General features: G+C 65.5%; 17 protein-coding genes and 1 pseudogene. 11 read left to right on the top strand and 7 right to left on the bottom strand.

Annotated elements, in window-relative coordinates; translation table 11 throughout:
• The first annotated feature begins 194 nt into the window (after positions 1–194).
• The 3 genes from lhgO to G6N43_RS17090 are packed head-to-tail and all read left to right on the top strand — an operon-like array spanning position 195 to position 2,437.
• Positions 195–1,406 carry an L-2-hydroxyglutarate dehydrogenase gene (gene lhgO, locus G6N43_RS17100; RefSeq protein WP_083157722.1) on the top strand — a complete coding sequence of 404 codons (1,212 nt, stop codon included), beginning with the start codon at positions 195–197 and terminating at the stop codon, positions 1,404–1,406.
• A gap of 12 nt (positions 1,407–1,418) precedes the next feature.
• The gene (locus G6N43_RS17095; protein WP_083157721.1) at positions 1,419–2,207 is read left to right on the top strand and encodes an SDR family oxidoreductase; all 789 of its coding nucleotides are present in this window, start codon (positions 1,419–1,421) and stop codon (positions 2,205–2,207) included.
• A complete protein-coding gene (locus tag G6N43_RS17090; protein ID WP_083157720.1) occupies positions 2,207–2,437 on the top strand; it encodes a fumarylacetoacetate hydrolase family protein in 231 nt (76 codons plus the stop codon). Before G6N43_RS17095 ends, G6N43_RS17090 begins: the two co-directional genes overlap by 1 nt.
• Here G6N43_RS17090 and G6N43_RS17085 read toward each other — a convergent pair whose 3' ends face one another.
• Entirely contained in the window at positions 2,438–2,656 is a 219-nt protein-coding gene (locus G6N43_RS17085; protein ID WP_133056601.1) for a hypothetical protein, read from the bottom strand.
• On the opposite strand from G6N43_RS17085, the pseudogene G6N43_RS17080 reads away from it, so the two are divergent.
• From G6N43_RS17080 to G6N43_RS17070, 3 genes and pseudogenes are all read left to right on the top strand, one after another.
• A pseudogene (locus tag G6N43_RS17080) lies at positions 2,630–2,926 on the top strand (helix-turn-helix transcriptional regulator); the annotation flags it as partial. The gene G6N43_RS17085 and the pseudogene G6N43_RS17080 sit on opposite strands and share 27 nt — an antisense overlap.
• 44 nt (positions 2,927–2,970) lie before the next feature.
• Positions 2,971–5,259 carry an isocitrate lyase ICL2 gene (gene aceA, locus G6N43_RS17075; RefSeq protein WP_083157717.1) on the top strand — a complete coding sequence of 763 codons (2,289 nt, stop codon included), beginning with the start codon at positions 2,971–2,973 and terminating at the stop codon, positions 5,257–5,259.
• A 21-nt stretch (positions 5,260–5,280) separates the two neighbouring features.
• Positions 5,281–6,240 (top strand): haloalkane dehalogenase, encoded by a 960-nt coding sequence (locus tag G6N43_RS17070; RefSeq protein WP_083157716.1) that lies wholly within the window; start codon positions 5,281–5,283, stop codon positions 6,238–6,240.
• Here the strand turns inward: G6N43_RS17070 and G6N43_RS17065 are convergent.
• The 3 genes from G6N43_RS17065 to G6N43_RS17055 are packed head-to-tail and all read right to left on the bottom strand — an operon-like array spanning position 6,237 to position 9,582.
• Positions 6,237–7,583: a sensor histidine kinase gene (locus G6N43_RS17065; RefSeq protein ID WP_083157715.1), complete on the bottom strand. Its 1,347-nt coding sequence runs from the start codon at positions 7,581–7,583 to the stop codon at positions 6,237–6,239. The two genes, G6N43_RS17070 and G6N43_RS17065, sit on opposite strands and share 4 nt — an antisense overlap.
• Positions 7,584–7,614: 31 nt before the next feature.
• On the bottom strand, positions 7,615–8,307 hold the full coding sequence (locus tag G6N43_RS17060; RefSeq protein ID WP_083157714.1) for an Rv0518 family GDSL lipase: 693 nt from the start codon (positions 8,305–8,307) through the stop codon (positions 7,615–7,617).
• 51 nt (positions 8,308–8,358) lie between these two features.
• Positions 8,359–9,582 (bottom strand): acyltransferase family protein, encoded by a 1,224-nt coding sequence (locus G6N43_RS17055; RefSeq protein WP_083157732.1) that lies wholly within the window; start codon positions 9,580–9,582, stop codon positions 8,359–8,361.
• 287 nt (positions 9,583–9,869) lie between these two features.
• On the opposite strand from G6N43_RS17055, the gene G6N43_RS17050 reads away from it, so the two are divergent.
• The 3 genes from G6N43_RS17050 to G6N43_RS17040 are packed head-to-tail and all read left to right on the top strand — an operon-like array spanning position 9,870 to position 13,395.
• Complete coding sequence (locus G6N43_RS17050) at positions 9,870–10,325, top strand: Fur family transcriptional regulator (protein WP_083157731.1); 456 nt, start codon at positions 9,870–9,872, stop codon at positions 10,323–10,325.
• Positions 10,326–10,359: 34 nt separating this feature from the next.
• Positions 10,360–12,597 carry a catalase/peroxidase HPI gene (gene katG, locus G6N43_RS17045; protein WP_163658140.1) on the top strand — a complete coding sequence of 746 codons (2,238 nt, stop codon included), beginning with the start codon at positions 10,360–10,362 and terminating at the stop codon, positions 12,595–12,597.
• Between the two features lie 12 nt (positions 12,598–12,609).
• The gene (locus G6N43_RS17040; protein ID WP_083157712.1) at positions 12,610–13,395 is read left to right on the top strand and encodes a glutamine amidotransferase; all 786 of its coding nucleotides are present in this window, start codon (positions 12,610–12,612) and stop codon (positions 13,393–13,395) included.
• Positions 13,396–13,402: 7 nt separating this feature from the next.
• On the opposite strand, the gene G6N43_RS17035 is transcribed toward G6N43_RS17040, so the two are convergent.
• Positions 13,403–13,675 carry a hypothetical protein gene (locus G6N43_RS17035; RefSeq protein WP_234810341.1) on the bottom strand — a complete coding sequence of 91 codons (273 nt, stop codon included), beginning with the start codon at positions 13,673–13,675 and terminating at the stop codon, positions 13,403–13,405.
• 171 nt (positions 13,676–13,846) lie between these two features.
• Here G6N43_RS17035 and G6N43_RS17030 point away from each other — a divergent pair, with 171 nt between their 5' ends.
• Positions 13,847–14,518: an alpha/beta hydrolase family protein gene (locus tag G6N43_RS17030; RefSeq protein WP_110810576.1), complete on the top strand. Its 672-nt coding sequence runs from the start codon at positions 13,847–13,849 to the stop codon at positions 14,516–14,518.
• A gap of 32 nt (positions 14,519–14,550) precedes the next feature.
• The gene (locus G6N43_RS17025) at positions 14,551–15,210 is read left to right on the top strand and encodes an MBL fold metallo-hydrolase (RefSeq protein WP_083157710.1); all 660 of its coding nucleotides are present in this window, start codon (positions 14,551–14,553) and stop codon (positions 15,208–15,210) included.
• Here G6N43_RS17025 and G6N43_RS17020 read toward each other — a convergent pair.
• The gene (locus G6N43_RS17020) at positions 15,207–15,971 is read right to left on the bottom strand and encodes a DUF899 domain-containing protein (protein WP_163658138.1); all 765 of its coding nucleotides are present in this window, start codon (positions 15,969–15,971) and stop codon (positions 15,207–15,209) included. The two genes, G6N43_RS17025 and G6N43_RS17020, sit on opposite strands and share 4 nt — an antisense overlap.
• Positions 15,968–16,747, bottom strand: coding sequence for an ArsR/SmtB family transcription factor (locus G6N43_RS17015; RefSeq protein ID WP_083157892.1), 780 nt, complete (start codon positions 16,745–16,747; stop codon positions 15,968–15,970). The genes G6N43_RS17020 and G6N43_RS17015 overlap by 4 nt, the downstream gene beginning before the upstream one ends.
• Between the last annotated feature and the right edge of the window lie 9 nt (positions 16,748–16,756).

The raw sequence follows: 16,756 nt of genomic DNA, 5'->3' as shown, positions 1-16,756 counted from the left end.
CCCGTATGGGACATGGCCAATGAGTTGTCGTACCGTGATCGAACGGTGATCAGAGAGGTCGAAGGGTAGTTAGCCGAGCCTGATGTCGGGTGTCACCGGTCACAGCATCTCGAGGGTCTACGATCGAAACCACTCACACGAATCGATGGTGCTGACCTTGCCGTATTTCGCCCGTAATGACGTACCCACGGCCGATGACTGACCGGGTCGCCGTTGTCGGTGGGGGCATCTTGGGTGTCGCCATCGCGCGTGAACTCCTCGCCCGCCGGCCGGACGCCCAAGTGACATTGTTCGAGAAGGAGAACCGCCTCGCCGCCCACCAAACCGGACGCAACAGCGGCGTCGTCCACGCAGGCCTGTACTACCAGCCCGGTTCGAACAAGGCCGTACTCTGCCGCCGCGGTGTCGGTCTGCTCGAAGAGTTCTGCGCGCAGCGCGGCATCCGACGGGTCGAATGCGGCAAGGTGTTGGTCGCGCTCGACGACGCCGAACGTGCCCGACTGGCTGATATCGAACAGCGCGCACTTGCCAACGGCGTCCCCGGTGTCCGCACGATCGGCCCCGAGGAGTTGCGTGAACTCGAACCGCACGTCCGGGGCATCGCGGCCCTGCATTCACCGTCCACGTCGATCGTCGATTTCGCCGAGGTGACCCAAGCCCTCGCCGCCGACGCCGTGGCATGCGGGGCGAAAATCCTTCTTGGCCATGAGGTCATCGGCCTCCGATCCACTGGCACCGAGGTCGTCGTCACCGCTCGCACGGCGGGCGGCACCTATCAGAGCGCGTTCGATCAGGTCGTTGCGTGCGGGGGACTGCAGAGCGACCGTCTCGCCGAAATCATCGGGGACGGACCGGATCCCGTGATCATGCCGTTCCGAGGCGAGTACTACACGCTGAAACCGGAGCGCAGAAGCCTGGTCAACGGGCTGGTGTATCCGGTGCCCGATCCGCGGTACCCGTTCCTCGGCGTCCACATCACGCCGCGGGTCGACGGCGAGGTGCTCGTCGGCCCCAACGCGGTGCTGGCGTTGGCCCGCGAAGGCTATACCTGGCGTATGGTCTCGGTGCGCGACGTCACGGAAATCGCTCGGACACCGGCGTTCTGGCGGTTCGCGCGTCGGCATTGGCGCACAGGGATTCGTGAGATGCACGGCTCGTTGAGCAAGCGGAAGTTCGTCGCGGCGGCCCGCGCCTATATTCCCGAACTGAGTGACGATGACGTCGTACCGGGGCCGGCGGGGATTCGCGCCCAGGCCCTCGAGTCCGACGGAACGTTGGTCGACGACTTCCGGATCAGCGTCCGCGACCGCATCGTCGTGCTACGCAATGCCCCGTCGCCGGCCGCGACATCCTCGCTCGCGATCGCTGAACACGTCGTATCGACCATCTCTCAAATGGACCACTGAAGGAGCGCCACAATGGATCTCGGTATTTCCGGACGTACCGCCCTGGTGCTCGGCGCGAGCGGCGGTCTGGGCAGTGCGATCGCCGCGCGACTGGCCGCAGAAGGGGTGAACGTCGCGGTGGCGGGGCGCTCACCCGACGCTCTCGCCGCGACCGCCGCCAGGGTGACCGCGGCCGGTGTGCGGGCGTTGCCCATCTCATGGGACCTCGGCGACCTGGATCGCATGGAGTCGGTGGTCGCCGAAATCGAAGGCACCCTCGGACCCGTCGACATCCTGGTCAACAACACCGGAGGCCCGCCACCGACGACGGTGACGGGCCAGGAGGCCGTCATCTGGCGGGCCAGCTTCGACCAGATGGTCCTGTCGGTGATCATGCTGACCGACCGCGCCCTGCCCGGGATGCGCGAACGGCGGTGGGGTCGGATCCTCACGTCGACGTCGTCGGGCGCGCTCGCCCCGATCCCCAACCTCGGGTTGTCGAACACGCTGCGGGCCAGCCTGCACGCGTGGTCCAAGACGCTCGCCGACGAGGTCGGTGCCGATGGTGTGACGTCGAATGTGATTGTGCCGGGCCGGATCGAGACCGACCGGACGCGGTTCCTCGACGAACGCAGGGCCGAACGGGAGGGCCGCTCCGTCGACGAGGTAAGGCGCGACAGCGAGGCGACGATGGCCGTCGGACGATACGGGCGCCCCGAGGAGTACGCGGACGTCGCGGCATTTCTCTGCAGCGAACGGGCCTCGTACGTCACCGGTTCGGTGGTGCGCGTCGACGGCGGGCTGATCCCCGGCGTCGCCTGATGCGTCTCCGCACAGTCTCGTTTGACGGCGCCGTCCACCGCAAGGACACCGTGTCGGGCATGACGTTCTCCCCCGCCGAACTGCTCAGCTTCCACAGCCAGGGCATGCCCTTCTACCCCGGCGACGTCCTGTCCACCGGGACCCCGGGCGCGGTCGAGATCGTGCCCGGCGACGTGGTGCGCTGCGAACTCGGCGATGGGCTCGCAGCGCTGACCAACCCCGTTCTGTAGCTACGGGCGGATCGCTCGGTAGTACGTGAGCCGTCCGACTCCGCGATGGCGATGCGTGGCGACCTGCGTGCATTCGAGACCCGCTTCGCGCAACAGCGACGGAATCGCGTCACCGAGATTGCCTGCTGCGTGCTCACTGCGTAGGAATCTCTTCGCCAGGAATCCGTCGGAATACGTCATATCGCCGCCGACGTGTACGACGTGATCGAGCGCCGGCACTCTGAGCCCCTCTCCCTTCACCACGTCGCACGGGAGGTCGGCATGACGCCAGGGCACCTGACGACCGTCGTCCGGCGTCGGACCGGTCGCACCGTGCAGGAATGGATCATCGACCGCCGAATGGCCGAAAGCCGTCGACTCCTCGCCGACACCGACCTGCCCATCCAGGAGGTGGCGCGGCGGGTCGGAATCGCCGACCCCGGCTACTTCAGCAGGCTTTTTCGCCGGACCCACGGCACCTCGCCCCGGGCCTGGCGGGGTCGGCCGTAGCTAATTCCCCATCGACTGCCGGGTGTCGGTCGTAGTGTTGGGTCATGGCCATTATCGAAGCGGATGCAGCTCCCCAGACACCGTTCGAGCGGGAGGTCGCCGAAACCCAGCGGTACTTCGACAGCCCGCGGTTCGACGGGATCATTCGTCTCTACACCGCCCGGCAGGTAGTCGAGCAGCGCGGCACCATCCCGACCGACTACACCATCGCGCGCGAGGCGGCGGAGGCCTTTTACCCGCGCCTGCGCGAGCTCTTCGCCCAGAAGAAGAGCATCACCACGTTCGGCCCATACTCGCCGGGCCAGGCCGTGGTCATGAAGCGGATGGGCATCGAGGGGATCTACCTCGGCGGCTGGGCGACGTCGGCCAAGGGCTCGATCCATGAGGATCCAGGACCCGACCTGGCCAGCTACCCGCTGAGCCAGGTGCCCGACGAGGCCGCGGGCCTGGTGCGCGCCCTGCTCACCGCGGACCGCAACCAGCAGTACCTGCGGCTGCAGATGACCGACGAACAGCGCCAGGCGACACCGGCCATCGACTACCGTCCGTTCATCATCGCCGACGCCGACACCGGCCACGGCGGTGATCCCCACGTGCGCAACCTCATTCGGCGATTCGTCGAGGCCGGCGTGCCCGGCTACCACATCGAGGACCAGCGCCCCGGCACGAAGAAGTGCGGCCACCAGGGCGGCAAGGTGCTGGTGCCATCCGACGAACAGATCAAGCGTCTCAACACCGCCCGCTTCCAGCTCGACATCATGAAGGTGCCGGGCATCATTGTGGCGCGCACGGACGCCGAAGCGGCCAACCTGCTCGACAGCCGCGCCGACGAACGGGATCAGCCCTTCCTGCTGGGCGTCACCAACCTGAAGATCCCGTCTTACAAGTCCTGCTTCCTGGCGATGATGCGCCAGTTCTACAACGCCGGAGTCACAGACCTCAAAGGGCACCTGCTCTACGCATTGCCCGACGGTGAGTACGCCGCCGCCGACGCATGGCTGCAGCGCCACGGCCTCACCGCCGCGATCGAAGAAGCGGCCAAGGCCTGGCAGGACGGTACCGACGATTCGGTCGACGACGTGTTCGACAAGATCGAGTCGAAGTTCGTCGATCTCTGGCAGGTGGACGCGGGTCTACAAACCTACGGCGAGGCCGTCGGCGATCTGCTCGACTTCCGCGAGTCCGAGGGCGAGCCGTCCGAGATGAGCGCCGCCGACTGGCGCGAATTCGCCGCCAAGGCCTCGCTGTACGCCGCGCGCGAGAAGGCCAAGGAGCTGGGCGCCGACGTGGCATGGGACTGCGAGCGGGCGAAGACGCCGGAGGGCTACTACCAGATTCGCGGCGGCATCCCTTACGCGATCGCGAAGTCGCTGGCCGCCGCACCGTTCGCCGATCTGTTGTGGATGGAGACCAAGACAGCCGATCTCGCCGACGCCAAGCAGTTCGCCGACGCGATCCACGCCGTGTACCCGGAAAAGATGCTGGCGTACAACCTGTCGCCGTCGTTCAACTGGGACACCACCGGCATGACCGACGACGAGATGCGGGCGTTCCCTGAGGAACTCGGCAAGATGGGGTTCGTCTTCAACTTCATCACCTACGGCGGCCATCAGGTCGACGGCGTCGCCTGCGAGGAGTTCGCCACCTCGCTGCGGCAGGAGGGCATGCTCGCGCTGGCCCGCTTGCAACGCAAGATGCGACTGGTCGAATCTCCCTACCGCACACCGCAAACCCTCGTTGGTGGACCGCGCAGCGACGCGGCGCTGGCCGCATCGTCCGGACGCACGGCGACCACCAAGGCCATGGGCGAGGGTTCGACGCAGCACCAGCACCTCGTGCAGACCGAGGTGCCCAAGAAGCTGCTGGAGGAATGGCTGGCGCTGTGGAGCGACCACTACAAGATAGGCGAGAAGCTGCGGGTGCAGCTGCGTCCGCGCCGCGCCGGCTCGGACGTGCTCGATCTGCAAATCCTCGGCGACGGTGAGGAAGCGTTGGCCAACGTCGTCGTCGACCCGATCAAGGACCGGCACGGCCGCAACATCCTCACGGTGCGTGACCAGAACACGTTCTCCGAGAAGATGCGCAAGAAGCGTCTGATGGACGTCATCCACCTGTGGCTGATCCACCGGTTCAAGCCGGAGATCGTGTACTACGTGACGCCGACGGAGGACAACATCTATCAGACCGAGAAGATGAAATCGCACGGCATCTTCAGCAATGTGTATCAGGAGGTCGGCGAGATCATCGTCGCCGATGTCAACCAGCCGCGCATCGACGAGCTGCTGGCACCCGACCGAGAAGCACTCAAGCGGTTGATCCGGAAGGAAGACTGACATCGTTCGCACCGCACGGCCATGGACGTCCTGAGAACGCCCGACGAGCGATTCGACAAACTGCCTGACTACCCGTTCGCGCCCAACTATGTCGTCGTCGAGACGCCGAGGGTGCCACCGGTACGGATGCACTACGTCGACGCCGGGCCCGCCGACGCGCCGGTCGTCCTGCTGTTGCACGGGCAGCCGACGTGGTCGTTCATGTACCGCAACGTCATCCGTGTACTCGCCGACGCGGGGCTGCGGGTCATCGCACCCGATCACATCGGATTCGGGCGCTCAGACAAGGTCGCCGAGGCCACGGCCTACACCGTTCGCAGGCACATCGACTGGTTGCAGGGTCTCGTCGACGGGCTCGACCTGCGCGACGTGACAGTGGTCGCCGAGGACTGGGGCGGGCCGATCGGGTTGGGCGTGTTGGCCCGCGAACCCGACCGGTTCGCGCGGGTGGTCGTGACGAACACGGCCATGTACGCCTTCGATCCGGCGGAGGTGGGCAAGCTCGTGTGGGCACACCAAAGCGTCGGTGATGAGCGGGTGGTCGTGCAGGAGGCGCTGCTCGATTACGTCACCTTCTTTCAGCGCTCCCCCGACATCAACCCGAGCTTGTTCCTCGACGCGGAGGCCGGTCCCCTCGACGCCGACGTGCGCGCCGCCTACGACGCGCCTTATCCGGATCGCCGGTACAAGGCCGGGTTTCGCCAACTGACTCTGCTGATTCCCCTCACGCCCAACGACCCGTGCGTGGCGATCAACAGGGAGACCATGGCCGCGCTTCGACGCTGGGAACGGCCTTTCCTCACCGCCTACTCCGAAGGTGATCCCGCGACCCGCGGATGGGAGAGATATTTGCAGGAGCTCGTTCCCGGCGCCAAAGGTCAGCCACACACCATCATTTCGGGTGCCAAGCACTTCGTCGCCGAGGAAAAGGGCGAGGAGCTGGGTACCGTGATCGCCGAATTTGTCGGCGCCACACGCTAACTCGGTGCCGGTAACCGCAGAACCAGCCGGGCACCCCCGAGCGGACTGGCTTCCATGGCCGCGATACCGCCATGCAGGTCGGCCTGCTGGGCGACCAGGGCAAGGCCGAGCCCCGAACCGGACCGTGCGGCCGTCGACCCTCGGGAGAACCTCTCGAAGACGGCGGCCCGCTCCTCCTCCGGCACCCCGCTGCCGTTGTCGTCGACGGCGATCTCCACCCCGTCGCCGGAACTCTCTGCGCTGAGCCGGATCTCGGTCGCCCCGCCGTGCTTGACCGCGTTGGTGATGGCATTGTCGATGACCAGTCGCAAGCCTGCGGGCAGACCCACCATCAGTACCGTGGTCGACGATGCCAGCGACACTTTGAGTCCGGGGTAGTTCCGCATCGCGTCGTGGGCGGCGCGATCCAGCAGTTCGGTGATGTCGACCGGGACGAAGTCGTCGACGGTCGTCAATTCGCCTTGCGCCAGGCGCTCCAACGCCGTCAGCGTCGCCTCGATCCGCGACTGGGTGCGCATCACGTCGGCGATCACTTCCTGCCGTTGGTCGTCGCGCATCTCGAGCGTCGAAAGCACTTCGAGATTGGTGCGCATGGCCGTCAGCGGCGTACGTAGTTCGTGGGAGGCGACGGCGGCGAAGTCTCGAGCCGATTCGAGCGCCGCCTTGGTGCGTTGTTGTTCGTCGCCGATGCGGGCGAGCATTCCTTCGACGGCCTCGGCGATCTCGACGGCTTCCTGTACGCCGCGCACCTTGACCTCGTCGGGATTGGACTGCGCGTTGATCGCCCGCGCCTGCTGTGCGAGCAGCCGGAACGGATTGATCATGATCGACCACATCACCCAGCCGACCAGAACCGTGCCGATGATGACGCCGCCGCAGATCAACAGGACGCGCCGGTGGAGTTCGTTGATGCGGCGCTGGGTTTCGGCGACCGGCGCACCCACCGCGATCTTCGCCTCACCGGCGGTGAAGGTGCGGACGCGGTATTCCACCCCGTCGATGGTGGTGTTCGCGTAGCCGACGTCGAACTCGGGCAGCACCACTTCCTTGGGGATGGACACCGTGATGCCGTCGATGCGGGCGGTCCGCACGAGGTTGCCGTCCGGGGCCTGGGATTGGCCGGCGCCCTGGGCGGCGCGCAGCAGCATGCTGATGTCGCCGAGACTGCTCACCGAATCGAGTCGCCGGTCAAGCTGGCTGTACTGATCGTTCGTCACGCCGAACCACACCCACGCGCCCAGCGTGATCACAAGCGCGACGACTGAAAGCGCTGCGACGATGACGATCACGCGCAGCGACAGCACGCGCGCCAGCCATTCGTACAACCGCTCGAGGAGTCCCATCACCGGAGACCATAGCGAGCGTTATCGGCGTTCATATGCGGGTAGGCAGTTCCGCGGCGATGAGCGGCGCGATCTTCTCGGCCATGTACTCATGGCCGGCATCGGTCGGATGCACGCCGTCGGCGCCGATCAATTCGGGTCGACCCACGAACCAACGTTCGGCGATGGGGTCGATGAACGTCGCGCCGGCAAGGCCCGCCTGGTAGCGCAGCGCATCGCGAATCCGCACGATGTCCGCGGGCGGATCGGCCGTCGGCCACGGCGGCCCGATGACCAGGAACGTCGCCGAAGGCGCGATGCGACGGGCCAATTGGAAGGTGCCGTAGGTCAGCAGCGAGTACTGCGCGGTTCCGATGTGCTGATCGTTGCGCGACCCGAAGAACAGCACGAGCGCGTCGTCTGGCTTGACCGTTCGGCCGACCAGATCCTCGAACAGGCTCCCGCGGTTGCCCCGGACGGCATACCCCGCGCCCCCTTCGGCGCCGACATCGGCGGTGATCGGAGTCCGATACTCAGCAAGGTCGCGCCAGGCATGTTCGGTCCATGCGTTGGGACCGAGACCACCGAGCTCTCCACCCGTCGTGTAGGAATCACCGATCACCGCGATGCGATTCACGGCAACATTCAGCACCACGATATCGTTGTGACGCACCTCTATTGGGCGTCCACCGCACCCGCAGACCAGGAGCGCAAGCGCGACCATGGCCGTGACCAACCGACTCACCGGACCAGCCTAGGGCTCAATCGACCAAACCGATGCCGGTGACGCGCAAACTCATCCGGCACGTGCCGAAACCACGGGTGTGCGCTCCTCACGCTGGCCGTCGATCGTCTGAAGCTTGCCGCGCCCGTGCTCGATCCGGGTGTCGCGAGGCGGGGTCATCATGCCGCGCATCCACTTACGCGCAGGCTCCTCGACGAAGTGATAGAGGAACACGGCCCCCCCGAATGCGACCGCGAGCAGCCCGACGAGCACCGCCTTGCCCGCGAGATCCGATCCGAGGTGAATCTCGAACTGCTCGACCATCCAATTCCACGTCGTGTGCACCAACTCGTGAACCATGTAGAGGCTGAACGAGACGTGTCCGAGGTAGACCATGGGGCGCAGAGCCAGCAGGGCGGGTAGGGTGCCCGCGCCTATCGCCAGGGTCAACACCAGCGGGACGAACAGCACGTCGACCAGCCCGGCCGAATCGTAGATGGACGGCATGGGGTGGGCGTCGAGCCAGTACAGGATGCCGACTATGGCGGCCGCGATGAGGAGCGCCGCGATGCCGGCGCCGGTACGGGCACGGTCGCTGGGCTGCAGCTTGCGGACCGCAGCACACACCAGCGCGCCTGCGGTGAACTGCATGACGATGCGCGGCAGCCAGCTCCACGGCGTGTAGAAGAGGCCGGTCGCCATCAGCAGCAGGACCGGGGGTAGCGCGGCCGCCACGGCGAGGTAGATCAGCCCGCGCGCTCGCGTCGCCCGAGCGATGCGGAAGATCACCAGCGCCAAAGCCCCGAACAGCAGGTAAGCCAACCATTCGGCGCTGATCGACCAGGCTGGACCGTCCCAGCTGGTGCCGTCGAAGTACGGCGCGAACCACAGCTGCACGAGCAGGAACTGCTTGACGTAGTTCATCGCGGTGAGCTGGTCGGCGACCTTGGAGGGCACATGGCCGACGTTCAACGTGAAGATGATCCACAGCGCGGCGAGGTGCATCGTCACCAGATAGACGGGCCACACGCGGGACAGCCGCAGCCAGAGGAAGTGCACGGTGGCCCGCCACGACCAGGACTCGCCCATGCGGTCCATGTAGTTCCAGGTCAGGACGAAGCCGCTGAGGATGAAGAAGAGGTCCACGCCCTGCGCGCCGCAGTCGAGGACGGGCGCGAGCGCCGAGCGGAATCCGGGGGAAGCCTGCTCGAGTAGCGGACGGAAGTGGAAGAGCACGACCCACACGGCAGCGACGATGCGCAGTCCGGATAGGGCCTTGATCTCTCCGGTACGCACAACACTCTCTTCGTGAGGGACTCGATCGGTTTCGTTCAGGCGACACGCATTCGTCTGCAGGGCGTACGCCTCACGCGCGTCCTTGCGGCTTTCGGCAGGGTAGCAGCGGTCCCACTGCATAGGCACGTTCAGACACGCTGTCAATCCCCTGTGTGTTACCAAAATCGTTGTTAACCAGCCACTCTGGTGTCATCCCGGGGACAGCCCGCTCTGCTGGGCTCCGACACGCCCGAAACGCCGACAAACCTACTCTTGACTCATTCCAAAAAAGGGGCATGATGGTGTGCGTGACAACGACGCCGGATTACGCAGAGCAGCTGAGGATGGCTGATCTCCGTGTGACCCGGCCGCGGCTCGCGGTTCTTGAGGCCGTGTACGCGAATCCCCACGCCGATACCGAGACCATCTTCTCCGCGGTGCGGGTCGGTCTGCCCGACGTATCGCGGCAGGCGGTGTACGACGTGCTCGCCGCGTTGTCTGCGGCGGGGTTGATCCGTCGTATCCAGCCTTCCGGTTCGGTGTCGCGCTACGAATCACGCGTCGGCGACAACCACCACCACGTGGTGTGCCGCTCGTGCGGGGTCATCGCCGACGTGGACTGCGCAGTCGGCGAGACGCCCTGCCTGACGCCGTCTGATCCGGTTGGATCCCTCGACGGTTTCGTGCTCGACGAGGCCGAGGTCATCTACTGGGGCCTGTGCCCCGACTGCGCAGCCGCACAAGTTTCCCGATCACACCCGTGATCGCAGCCCATCACCAACCCCTGGAAGGAATGTTGTGTCTGATTCATCTGACGCTCGCCCGCCGCACGCCGACACCAAGACGGCAAGCGACAGCGAGAGCGAGAATCCGGTAATCGATTCGCCCAAGCCGAAGGCGCATGCTCCTCTCACCAACAGGGACTGGTGGCCGGAGCAGGTCGACGTCTCGGTGCTGCACAAGCAGAACCAGAAAGGCAACCCGCTCGGCGAGGACTTCAACTACGCCGAGGAGTTCGCCAAGCTGGATCTGGAGGCGTTCAAGGCTGACGTCGCGAAGGTCGTCACCACCTCGCAGGACTGGTGGCCCGCCGACTACGGCAGCTACGCCGGCCTGTTCATCCGCATGAGCTGGCATGCCGCGGGCACGTACCGCATCTACGACGGCCGCGGCGGCGCCGGACAGGGCGCGCAGCGCTTCGCCCCGCTCAACAGCTGGCCGGACAACGCCAACCTGGACAAGGCACGCCGACTGCTGTGGCCGATCAAGCAGAAGTACGGCAACAAGATCTCCTGGGCTGACCTGATCGCATACGCCGGAAACGCCGCGCTCGAGGTCTCCGGGTTCAAGACGTTCGGTTTCGCGTTCGGTCGCGAGGACATCTGGGAGCCCGAGGAGATGCTGTGGGGTCAGGAGGACACCTGGCTCGGCACCGATGCACGCTACGGTGGCACCAACGACGGCGACCGTCAGCTGGCCGAGCCCTTCGGCGCCACCACGATGGGCCTCATCTACGTGAATCCGGAAGGCCCCGAAGGCAAGCCGGATCCGCTGGCTGCGGCGAAGGACATCCGCGAGACGTTCGGCCGGATGGCCATGAACGACGAGGAGACCGCGGCCCTGATCGTCGGCGGCCACACCCTGGGTAAGACCCACGGTGCGGGCCCGGACGAGGGCATGGGACCCGAGCCCGAGGGTGCGCCCATCGAGCAGCAGGGTCTCGGCTGGAAGTGCCCGTTCGGCTCGGGTAAAGGCCCGGACACCATCACCAGCGGTCTCGAGGTCGTCTGGACGGACAAGCCGACGCAGTGGAGCAACCGCTACCTCGAGATCCTCTACGGCAACGAGTGGGAGCTGACCAAGAGCCCCGCCGGCGCTTGGCAGTTCGAGGCCAAGAACGCCGAGGCGACGATCCCGGATCCGTTCGGCGGCCCGCCGCGCAAGCCCACGATGCTCGTCACCGACGTGTCGATGCGCGAGGATCCGATCTACGGCAAGATCACCCGCCGCTGGCTGGATCATCCCGAGGAGCTGGACGAGGCCTTCGCCAAGGCCTGGTACAAGCTCATGCACCGCGACATGGGCCCGGTCAGCCGCTACCTCGGACCGTGGGTGCCCGAGCCGCAGCTGTGGCAGGACCCGGTGCCGCCCGTCGAGGGTGAGTTGATCGACGAGGCCGACATCAAGGCGCTCAAGGACAAGCTGCTGAATTCCGGTCTGACCGTGCAGCAGCTGATCAAGACCGCGTGGGCGTCGGCGGGCAGCTACCGCGGCACCGACAAGCGCGGTGGCGCCAACGGTGCGCGCGTCCGGCTGGAGCCGCAGAAGAGCTGGGAGGCCAACGAGCCCGCCGAGCTGGCCAAGGTGCTCCCCGTGCTCGAGAAGATCCAGCAGGAGTTCAACGGTGCGGGCGGCAAGAAGGTGTCGCTGGCCGACCTGATCGTGCTGGGTGGTTCGGCAGCAGTCGAAAAGGCCGCTCGCGACGCGGGTTACGAGATCGACGTGCACTTCGCGCCGGGTCGTACCGATGCCTCGCAGGAGCAGACCGATGTGGAGTCGTTCGCGGTGCTCGAACCGCGGGCAGACGGCCTCCGCAACTACTTCCGGCCCGGCGAGAAGAACCCGCTGGAGCAGCTGCTCGTCGAGCGGGCCTACCTGCTTGACCTGACGGCTCCGGAGTTGGCGGTGCTCGTCGGCGGTCTGCGGGTGCTGAACGTCAACCACGGCGGCAGCAAGCACGGCGTGTTCACCGACAAGCCGGGCGCGCTGAGCAACGACTTCTTCGTCAACCTGCTCGACATGAGCACGGAGTGGAAGCCGTCGGAGTCCACCGAGAACGTCTACGAGGGTCGCGATCGCTCCTCGGGTGCGCTCAAGTGGACGGCCACCGCCAACGATCTGGTGTTCGGGTCGAACTCGGTGCTGCGTGGCATCGCCGAGGTCTACGCCCAGGAAGACAGCAAGGACAAGTTCGTCGAGGACTTCGTCGCTGCCTGGGTAAAGGTCATGAACAACGACCGGTTCGATCTCGCCTGATCTAATAGCGACGTGCAACACCCCGCGGGCTCCGACGGCTCGCGGGGTGTTGTGCGTCGGGGCGCCTTACCCTTCCTGCTGCTGTCGATTCGCGGCGAGGACGAGGCGGCCGACGACGAATACGGCGCGATGATGCGTTTCGGGGGGCTCGATACGACGGGGATGCATCGCATCCGCCTGACCCATGAATCATTGGGGGACATCGGTTTCGCCGACTGGTCGGGCATCATCCTCGGCGGCGGACCCTACAACGTCAGTGATGCACCGGAATCGAAATCGGCGACGCAGCAACGGGTCGAGTCTGAGTTGTTTGCGTTGATCGAGCGCATCGTCGACGAGGACTACCCGTTCCTCGGCTGCTGTTATGGCGTGGGCACGCTGGGCACCGTGATCGGGGCGGTCATCGACCGCACGTATCCGGAGCCGGTGGGCGGCATGAAGATCACGGTCACGGACGCCGGACGCGAGGATCCGCTGTTCGCGGAGGTGCCGGATGCCTTCGATGCGTACGGCGGACACAAGGAGTCGGCGGCGACGCTGCCGGCCGACGCGTTGTGCCTGGCCACCTCACCGCAGTGCCCCGTGCAGGCGTTCCGGGTGGGCCATAACGTGTACGCCACGCAGTTTCACCCTGAGCTCGACCTGATCGGCATAGATACCCGGCTCGATGTCTACAAACACCACGGGTACTTCGCTCCCGAGTCGGCGGAGCAGTTGAAAATTGAAGCGCGGCAATGGAATGTCCGCTACCCGCACAGCATCCTACGGCTGTTCGTGGAGCGGTACATCCGACGGTGACGGGGTGTCACTCGAGGGTGTCAACGCGGTGTGCCCATTTCAGCTGCCCGCCGCCCATGTCGGCGCACTGGAACGCGACACCGTCGGACCCCTGCGCCGAGGTGCCCTCGATCTTGCAGGGCAGCGCGACGTTGTAGACGCCGATCAGCGGGCCGGCGGCGGTCCACACACCGATCTTGTTGCAAACGAAGGTGCCGCCGTTGGCGTCGAGGCCGTAGTTGAAGTACTTCCCTGGTCTGCACGGAGCGCCGGAAATGACGTTGCGGGCGAAGTTGGGCACACAGTCGGCTGAGTAGCAGACCGCCGATGCCGGTCCAGCGAGTGGCAGGGGTTGCGACGCACAGGGACACGGCCAATGACGCCGACCCCAGCCATTTTCGCCGCATCGTGATTCGAACCTCCCTTCTTCAACTGTAAGCGGCCGCTGCGTTAGGAAGGGCGGTTCGCGGGAATGCCTCGATACGTGGATACCGTCGAATACGCGCCTGGCCGCAACGCCGATGTCTTCGGAGAGCTGAAGGGAGGCGGTGTCCTGATGTGGCACGGCGCCCAGACCGATGCCCGAGCCAGCATGCGGCCGTTGGCTTCGCGGTTGGTCGAGTTGGGGCACGGCGTCGTGGTCCCCGACTGGAACTCGCAGGCCGACGACCGCGGGCGGGCGGATTTGTTGAGGTCGTTGCAGTTCGCCCGAGAGGCCAGCGCTGAACCGGACGCCATGGTGCTCGTCGGCTGGTCAATGGGTGGACTTGCTGCGGCAGGCGTGACCCTTCATGCCGCGCGGCTTGATACGAGGTTGAAGCACACCGTCTGTCTGGCAGGGGCGTTCATGGTCACCGACCCCGTCTTCGGCGAACCGCTGGTGGCGGACTCCGGCGTTCGTGTGCCGTTCACGCTGCTGCACGGTGTGGACGACGACGTCATCCCGGTCGCGGCGAGTCGGGAATTTGCCGCGATGCTTCGGCAGCACGATTGGCCGGTATCGCTTGCCGAGCTGCCTGCCGACCACGCGACGATCGCAGGGGCGTCATATGACGCGGTGGCCGGGCGTTATTCGGCGGCTGACGACCCGGATGCGCTCAAGATCGCCGACGAGGTGGCGGCTCGGATTGCGGCTGTGGCTTGACCTCAACAATGGTTGAGGAAGCAGGCTGGGGTATGACCATTGAATTGTCCGCTTTGACCCAGGTCCGCGAGGACCTCTATCAGACTCGCACCGACTCGCCGTTTCCCGGCCTGACGACGCACTCCTACTTGTGGCGACGGCCTGCCGGCAATGTGCTGTTCTACAGTCCAGCTGGAGATGCAGACTTCGATGCGATCGACGAATTGGGCGGTGTCAGCGCTCAGTACCTGTCGCATCTCGACGAGGCGGGCCCGAACCTGGCCCGGATCGCCGAGCGGTTCGGCCGTCAGTTGCATGCTCCCGCAGCCGAACTGGAGTCGATCGCCAAGCATGGTCGTGTCGACGTAGTGGTAGATGCCGTCAGACACGTCGACGACAATGATGTCGAAGCGCTTCCCACGCCTGGCCATTCGCCGGGAAGCACCTGCTACCTCGTGACGGGTGTGAGTGGCGAACGGTATCTGTTCACCGGCGACACCGTCTTCCCTACCGGCGACGGCACCTGGTCGACGTTCGTGGTGCCGGGCCGGGGCGACGCCGCGGCGATGCGAGAGAGCATCGAGTTACTGGGCACGGTCGCGCCCAACCTGGTTATCTCCAGCGCGTTTGGCGGCTCGTCGGCGATCGAGGAGGTCGACGCTGCGCGGTGGTCAGAGATGCTCGAGCACGCGTTGGCTAGCGTGCCGTCCTAGCAGCACGCGCCGTGGGTGGCGTCGTCCTTACGTGGTGGCCGTTGGTCGTTCGGGTCGTCGGGGTCGGGGTCGCCGAACCATCGCCACGGGGTGTGCTGCGCGTACGTGTCGTTCCAAGACCACCATTCGTAGGGCGGGGTCTGCGGGTAACCCTCCGGTGAGTCCTCCCAATCTTCCTGTCGCCCAAGCGCAGTCATGTCGAGCAGGTTCCAGGTGTTGACGAATATCTCATCACCGCGCCCGTTGATCATGTAAGTCCGGTAGATGCGCTCCTCGTCGTCGCGGATGAACGCGTTGGTCCCGTGCCAGTCTTCGACGCCGAAGTCCTCGTCGAACGTGTCGGTGATGGTGAACCACGGGTGCCGCCAGCCCATCTTCTCTTTCATTCGAGCAAGATCGGATTGGGCTGCACGCGATACGTAGACAAACGTGGTGTCGCGCGCGTTGAGATGAGCCAGGTTTGGCACGTGATCGGCCATCAAAGAGCAACCGGTACAACCATGTTCGGGCCAGTCACCGGTGCCGGGTTCGATGAACGCACGGTACACGATCAGTTGGCGTCGGCCATCGAAAAGATCTGGCAGACTCAGTTTCCCGTCAGGACCGTCGAATACGTAGTCCTTGTCGACACGCATCCATGGCATCCGTCGGCGCTGGGCGGCTAACGCGTCGCGGGCTCGTTGAACCTCCTTCTCCTTGACGAGCATGCCCATGAGAGCTTGGTCCCACTCCCCGGCGGATACGATCGGTGGCGTCTTCATCGCGCGTCCTCCTCCAGTCCGCTCTTGAGGTTGGCCAGCTTCCATGGCCAGCCACCGGAGATTAGCTCGCGCACAGTGCTTTCCGGCGGGAAGTCGTCATGGATGACGGTGAGCTTCACCTGGCCGTCGTCCACTGGTTCTATGTCGAACGACACCTTCGAGCGCCGCTCCGCGGCCGCTTTGGCGATCACGTCCTCGTCGAGACCGAGCTCGGTCAGCTCTGGGACGAACGTGTGAAAGGTAAAGGCAAGCCTGCGATAGGGATCGACTTCGAGAATCACCTGTTCCGGGTGCTCGATCCGCAGCTCTCGGTCCTCCCAGACGTAGGTCGAGCCTTTCTGCCAGTCGGACGCTATTGCGTGGCCCATATAGCGGTGCGAGAACGCCGGATCGGTGATCGCCTGCCAAAGTCTTTCCGGGGTGGTCCGAATGTAGGTGGTGTAGACGAATTCGGGGCTACTGCTCATCGGTTCGGTCTCCAATGCGATTTTGAGATCGGCGAGTGCCTGTACACGCGCACGGTCGTACTGGTTGATCCAGCGGTCGGCGATGGCGTTGATCGGTTCGGCGTTGAGGTAGTGCATCTTCTCCCTGCCCCGCCACACCGTCGTGATGAGGTTCGCCGATTCGAGCACCGCCAGATGCTTGCTGACCGACTGCCGCGCCATGGACAGACCCGCGCACAACTCGCGCAGGGTCTGACCGTTGCGGGTGTTGAGGCTGTCGAGCAGCAGACGCCGGTTTGGATCCGCCAGCGCCCTGAATACCTCGTCCATCTCTGCCAT

Origin of the sequence: Mycolicibacterium moriokaense, assembly GCF_010726085.1 — a bacterium.
GTDB lineage: Bacteria > Actinomycetota > Actinomycetes > Mycobacteriales > Mycobacteriaceae > Mycobacterium > Mycobacterium moriokaense.
The sequence above is the reverse complement of the archived record's forward strand: the minus strand, read 5'-3'. Positions and strand labels throughout refer to the sequence as shown.

What these genes read in the sequence shown, in the direction of transcription:
- lhgO (WP_083157722.1), top strand. Translation starts at nt 195, where the DNA reads ATGACTGACCGGGTCGCCGTTGTCGGTGGGGGCATCTTGGGTGTCGCC.
- G6N43_RS17095 (WP_083157721.1), top strand. Translation starts at nt 1,419, where the DNA reads ATGGATCTCGGTATTTCCGGACGTACCGCCCTGGTGCTCGGCGCGAGC.
- G6N43_RS17090 (WP_083157720.1), top strand. Translation starts at nt 2,207, where the DNA reads ATGCGTCTCCGCACAGTCTCGTTTGACGGCGCCGTCCACCGCAAGGAC.
- aceA (WP_083157717.1), top strand. Translation starts at nt 2,971, where the DNA reads ATGGCCATTATCGAAGCGGATGCAGCTCCCCAGACACCGTTCGAGCGG.
- G6N43_RS17070 (WP_083157716.1), top strand. Translation starts at nt 5,281, where the DNA reads ATGGACGTCCTGAGAACGCCCGACGAGCGATTCGACAAACTGCCTGAC.
- G6N43_RS17065 (WP_083157715.1), bottom strand. Translation starts at nt 7,583, where the DNA reads ATGGGACTCCTCGAGCGGTTGTACGAATGGCTGGCGCGCGTGCTGTCG.
- G6N43_RS17030 (WP_110810576.1), top strand. Translation starts at nt 13,847, where the DNA reads ATGCCTCGATACGTGGATACCGTCGAATACGCGCCTGGCCGCAACGCC.
- G6N43_RS17025 (WP_083157710.1), top strand. Translation starts at nt 14,551, where the DNA reads ATGACCATTGAATTGTCCGCTTTGACCCAGGTCCGCGAGGACCTCTAT.
- G6N43_RS17020 (WP_163658138.1), bottom strand. Translation starts at nt 15,971, where the DNA reads ATGAAGACGCCACCGATCGTATCCGCCGGGGAGTGGGACCAAGCTCTC.
- G6N43_RS17015 (WP_083157892.1), bottom strand. Translation starts at nt 16,747, where the DNA reads ATGGACGAGGTATTCAGGGCGCTGGCGGATCCAAACCGGCGTCTGCTG.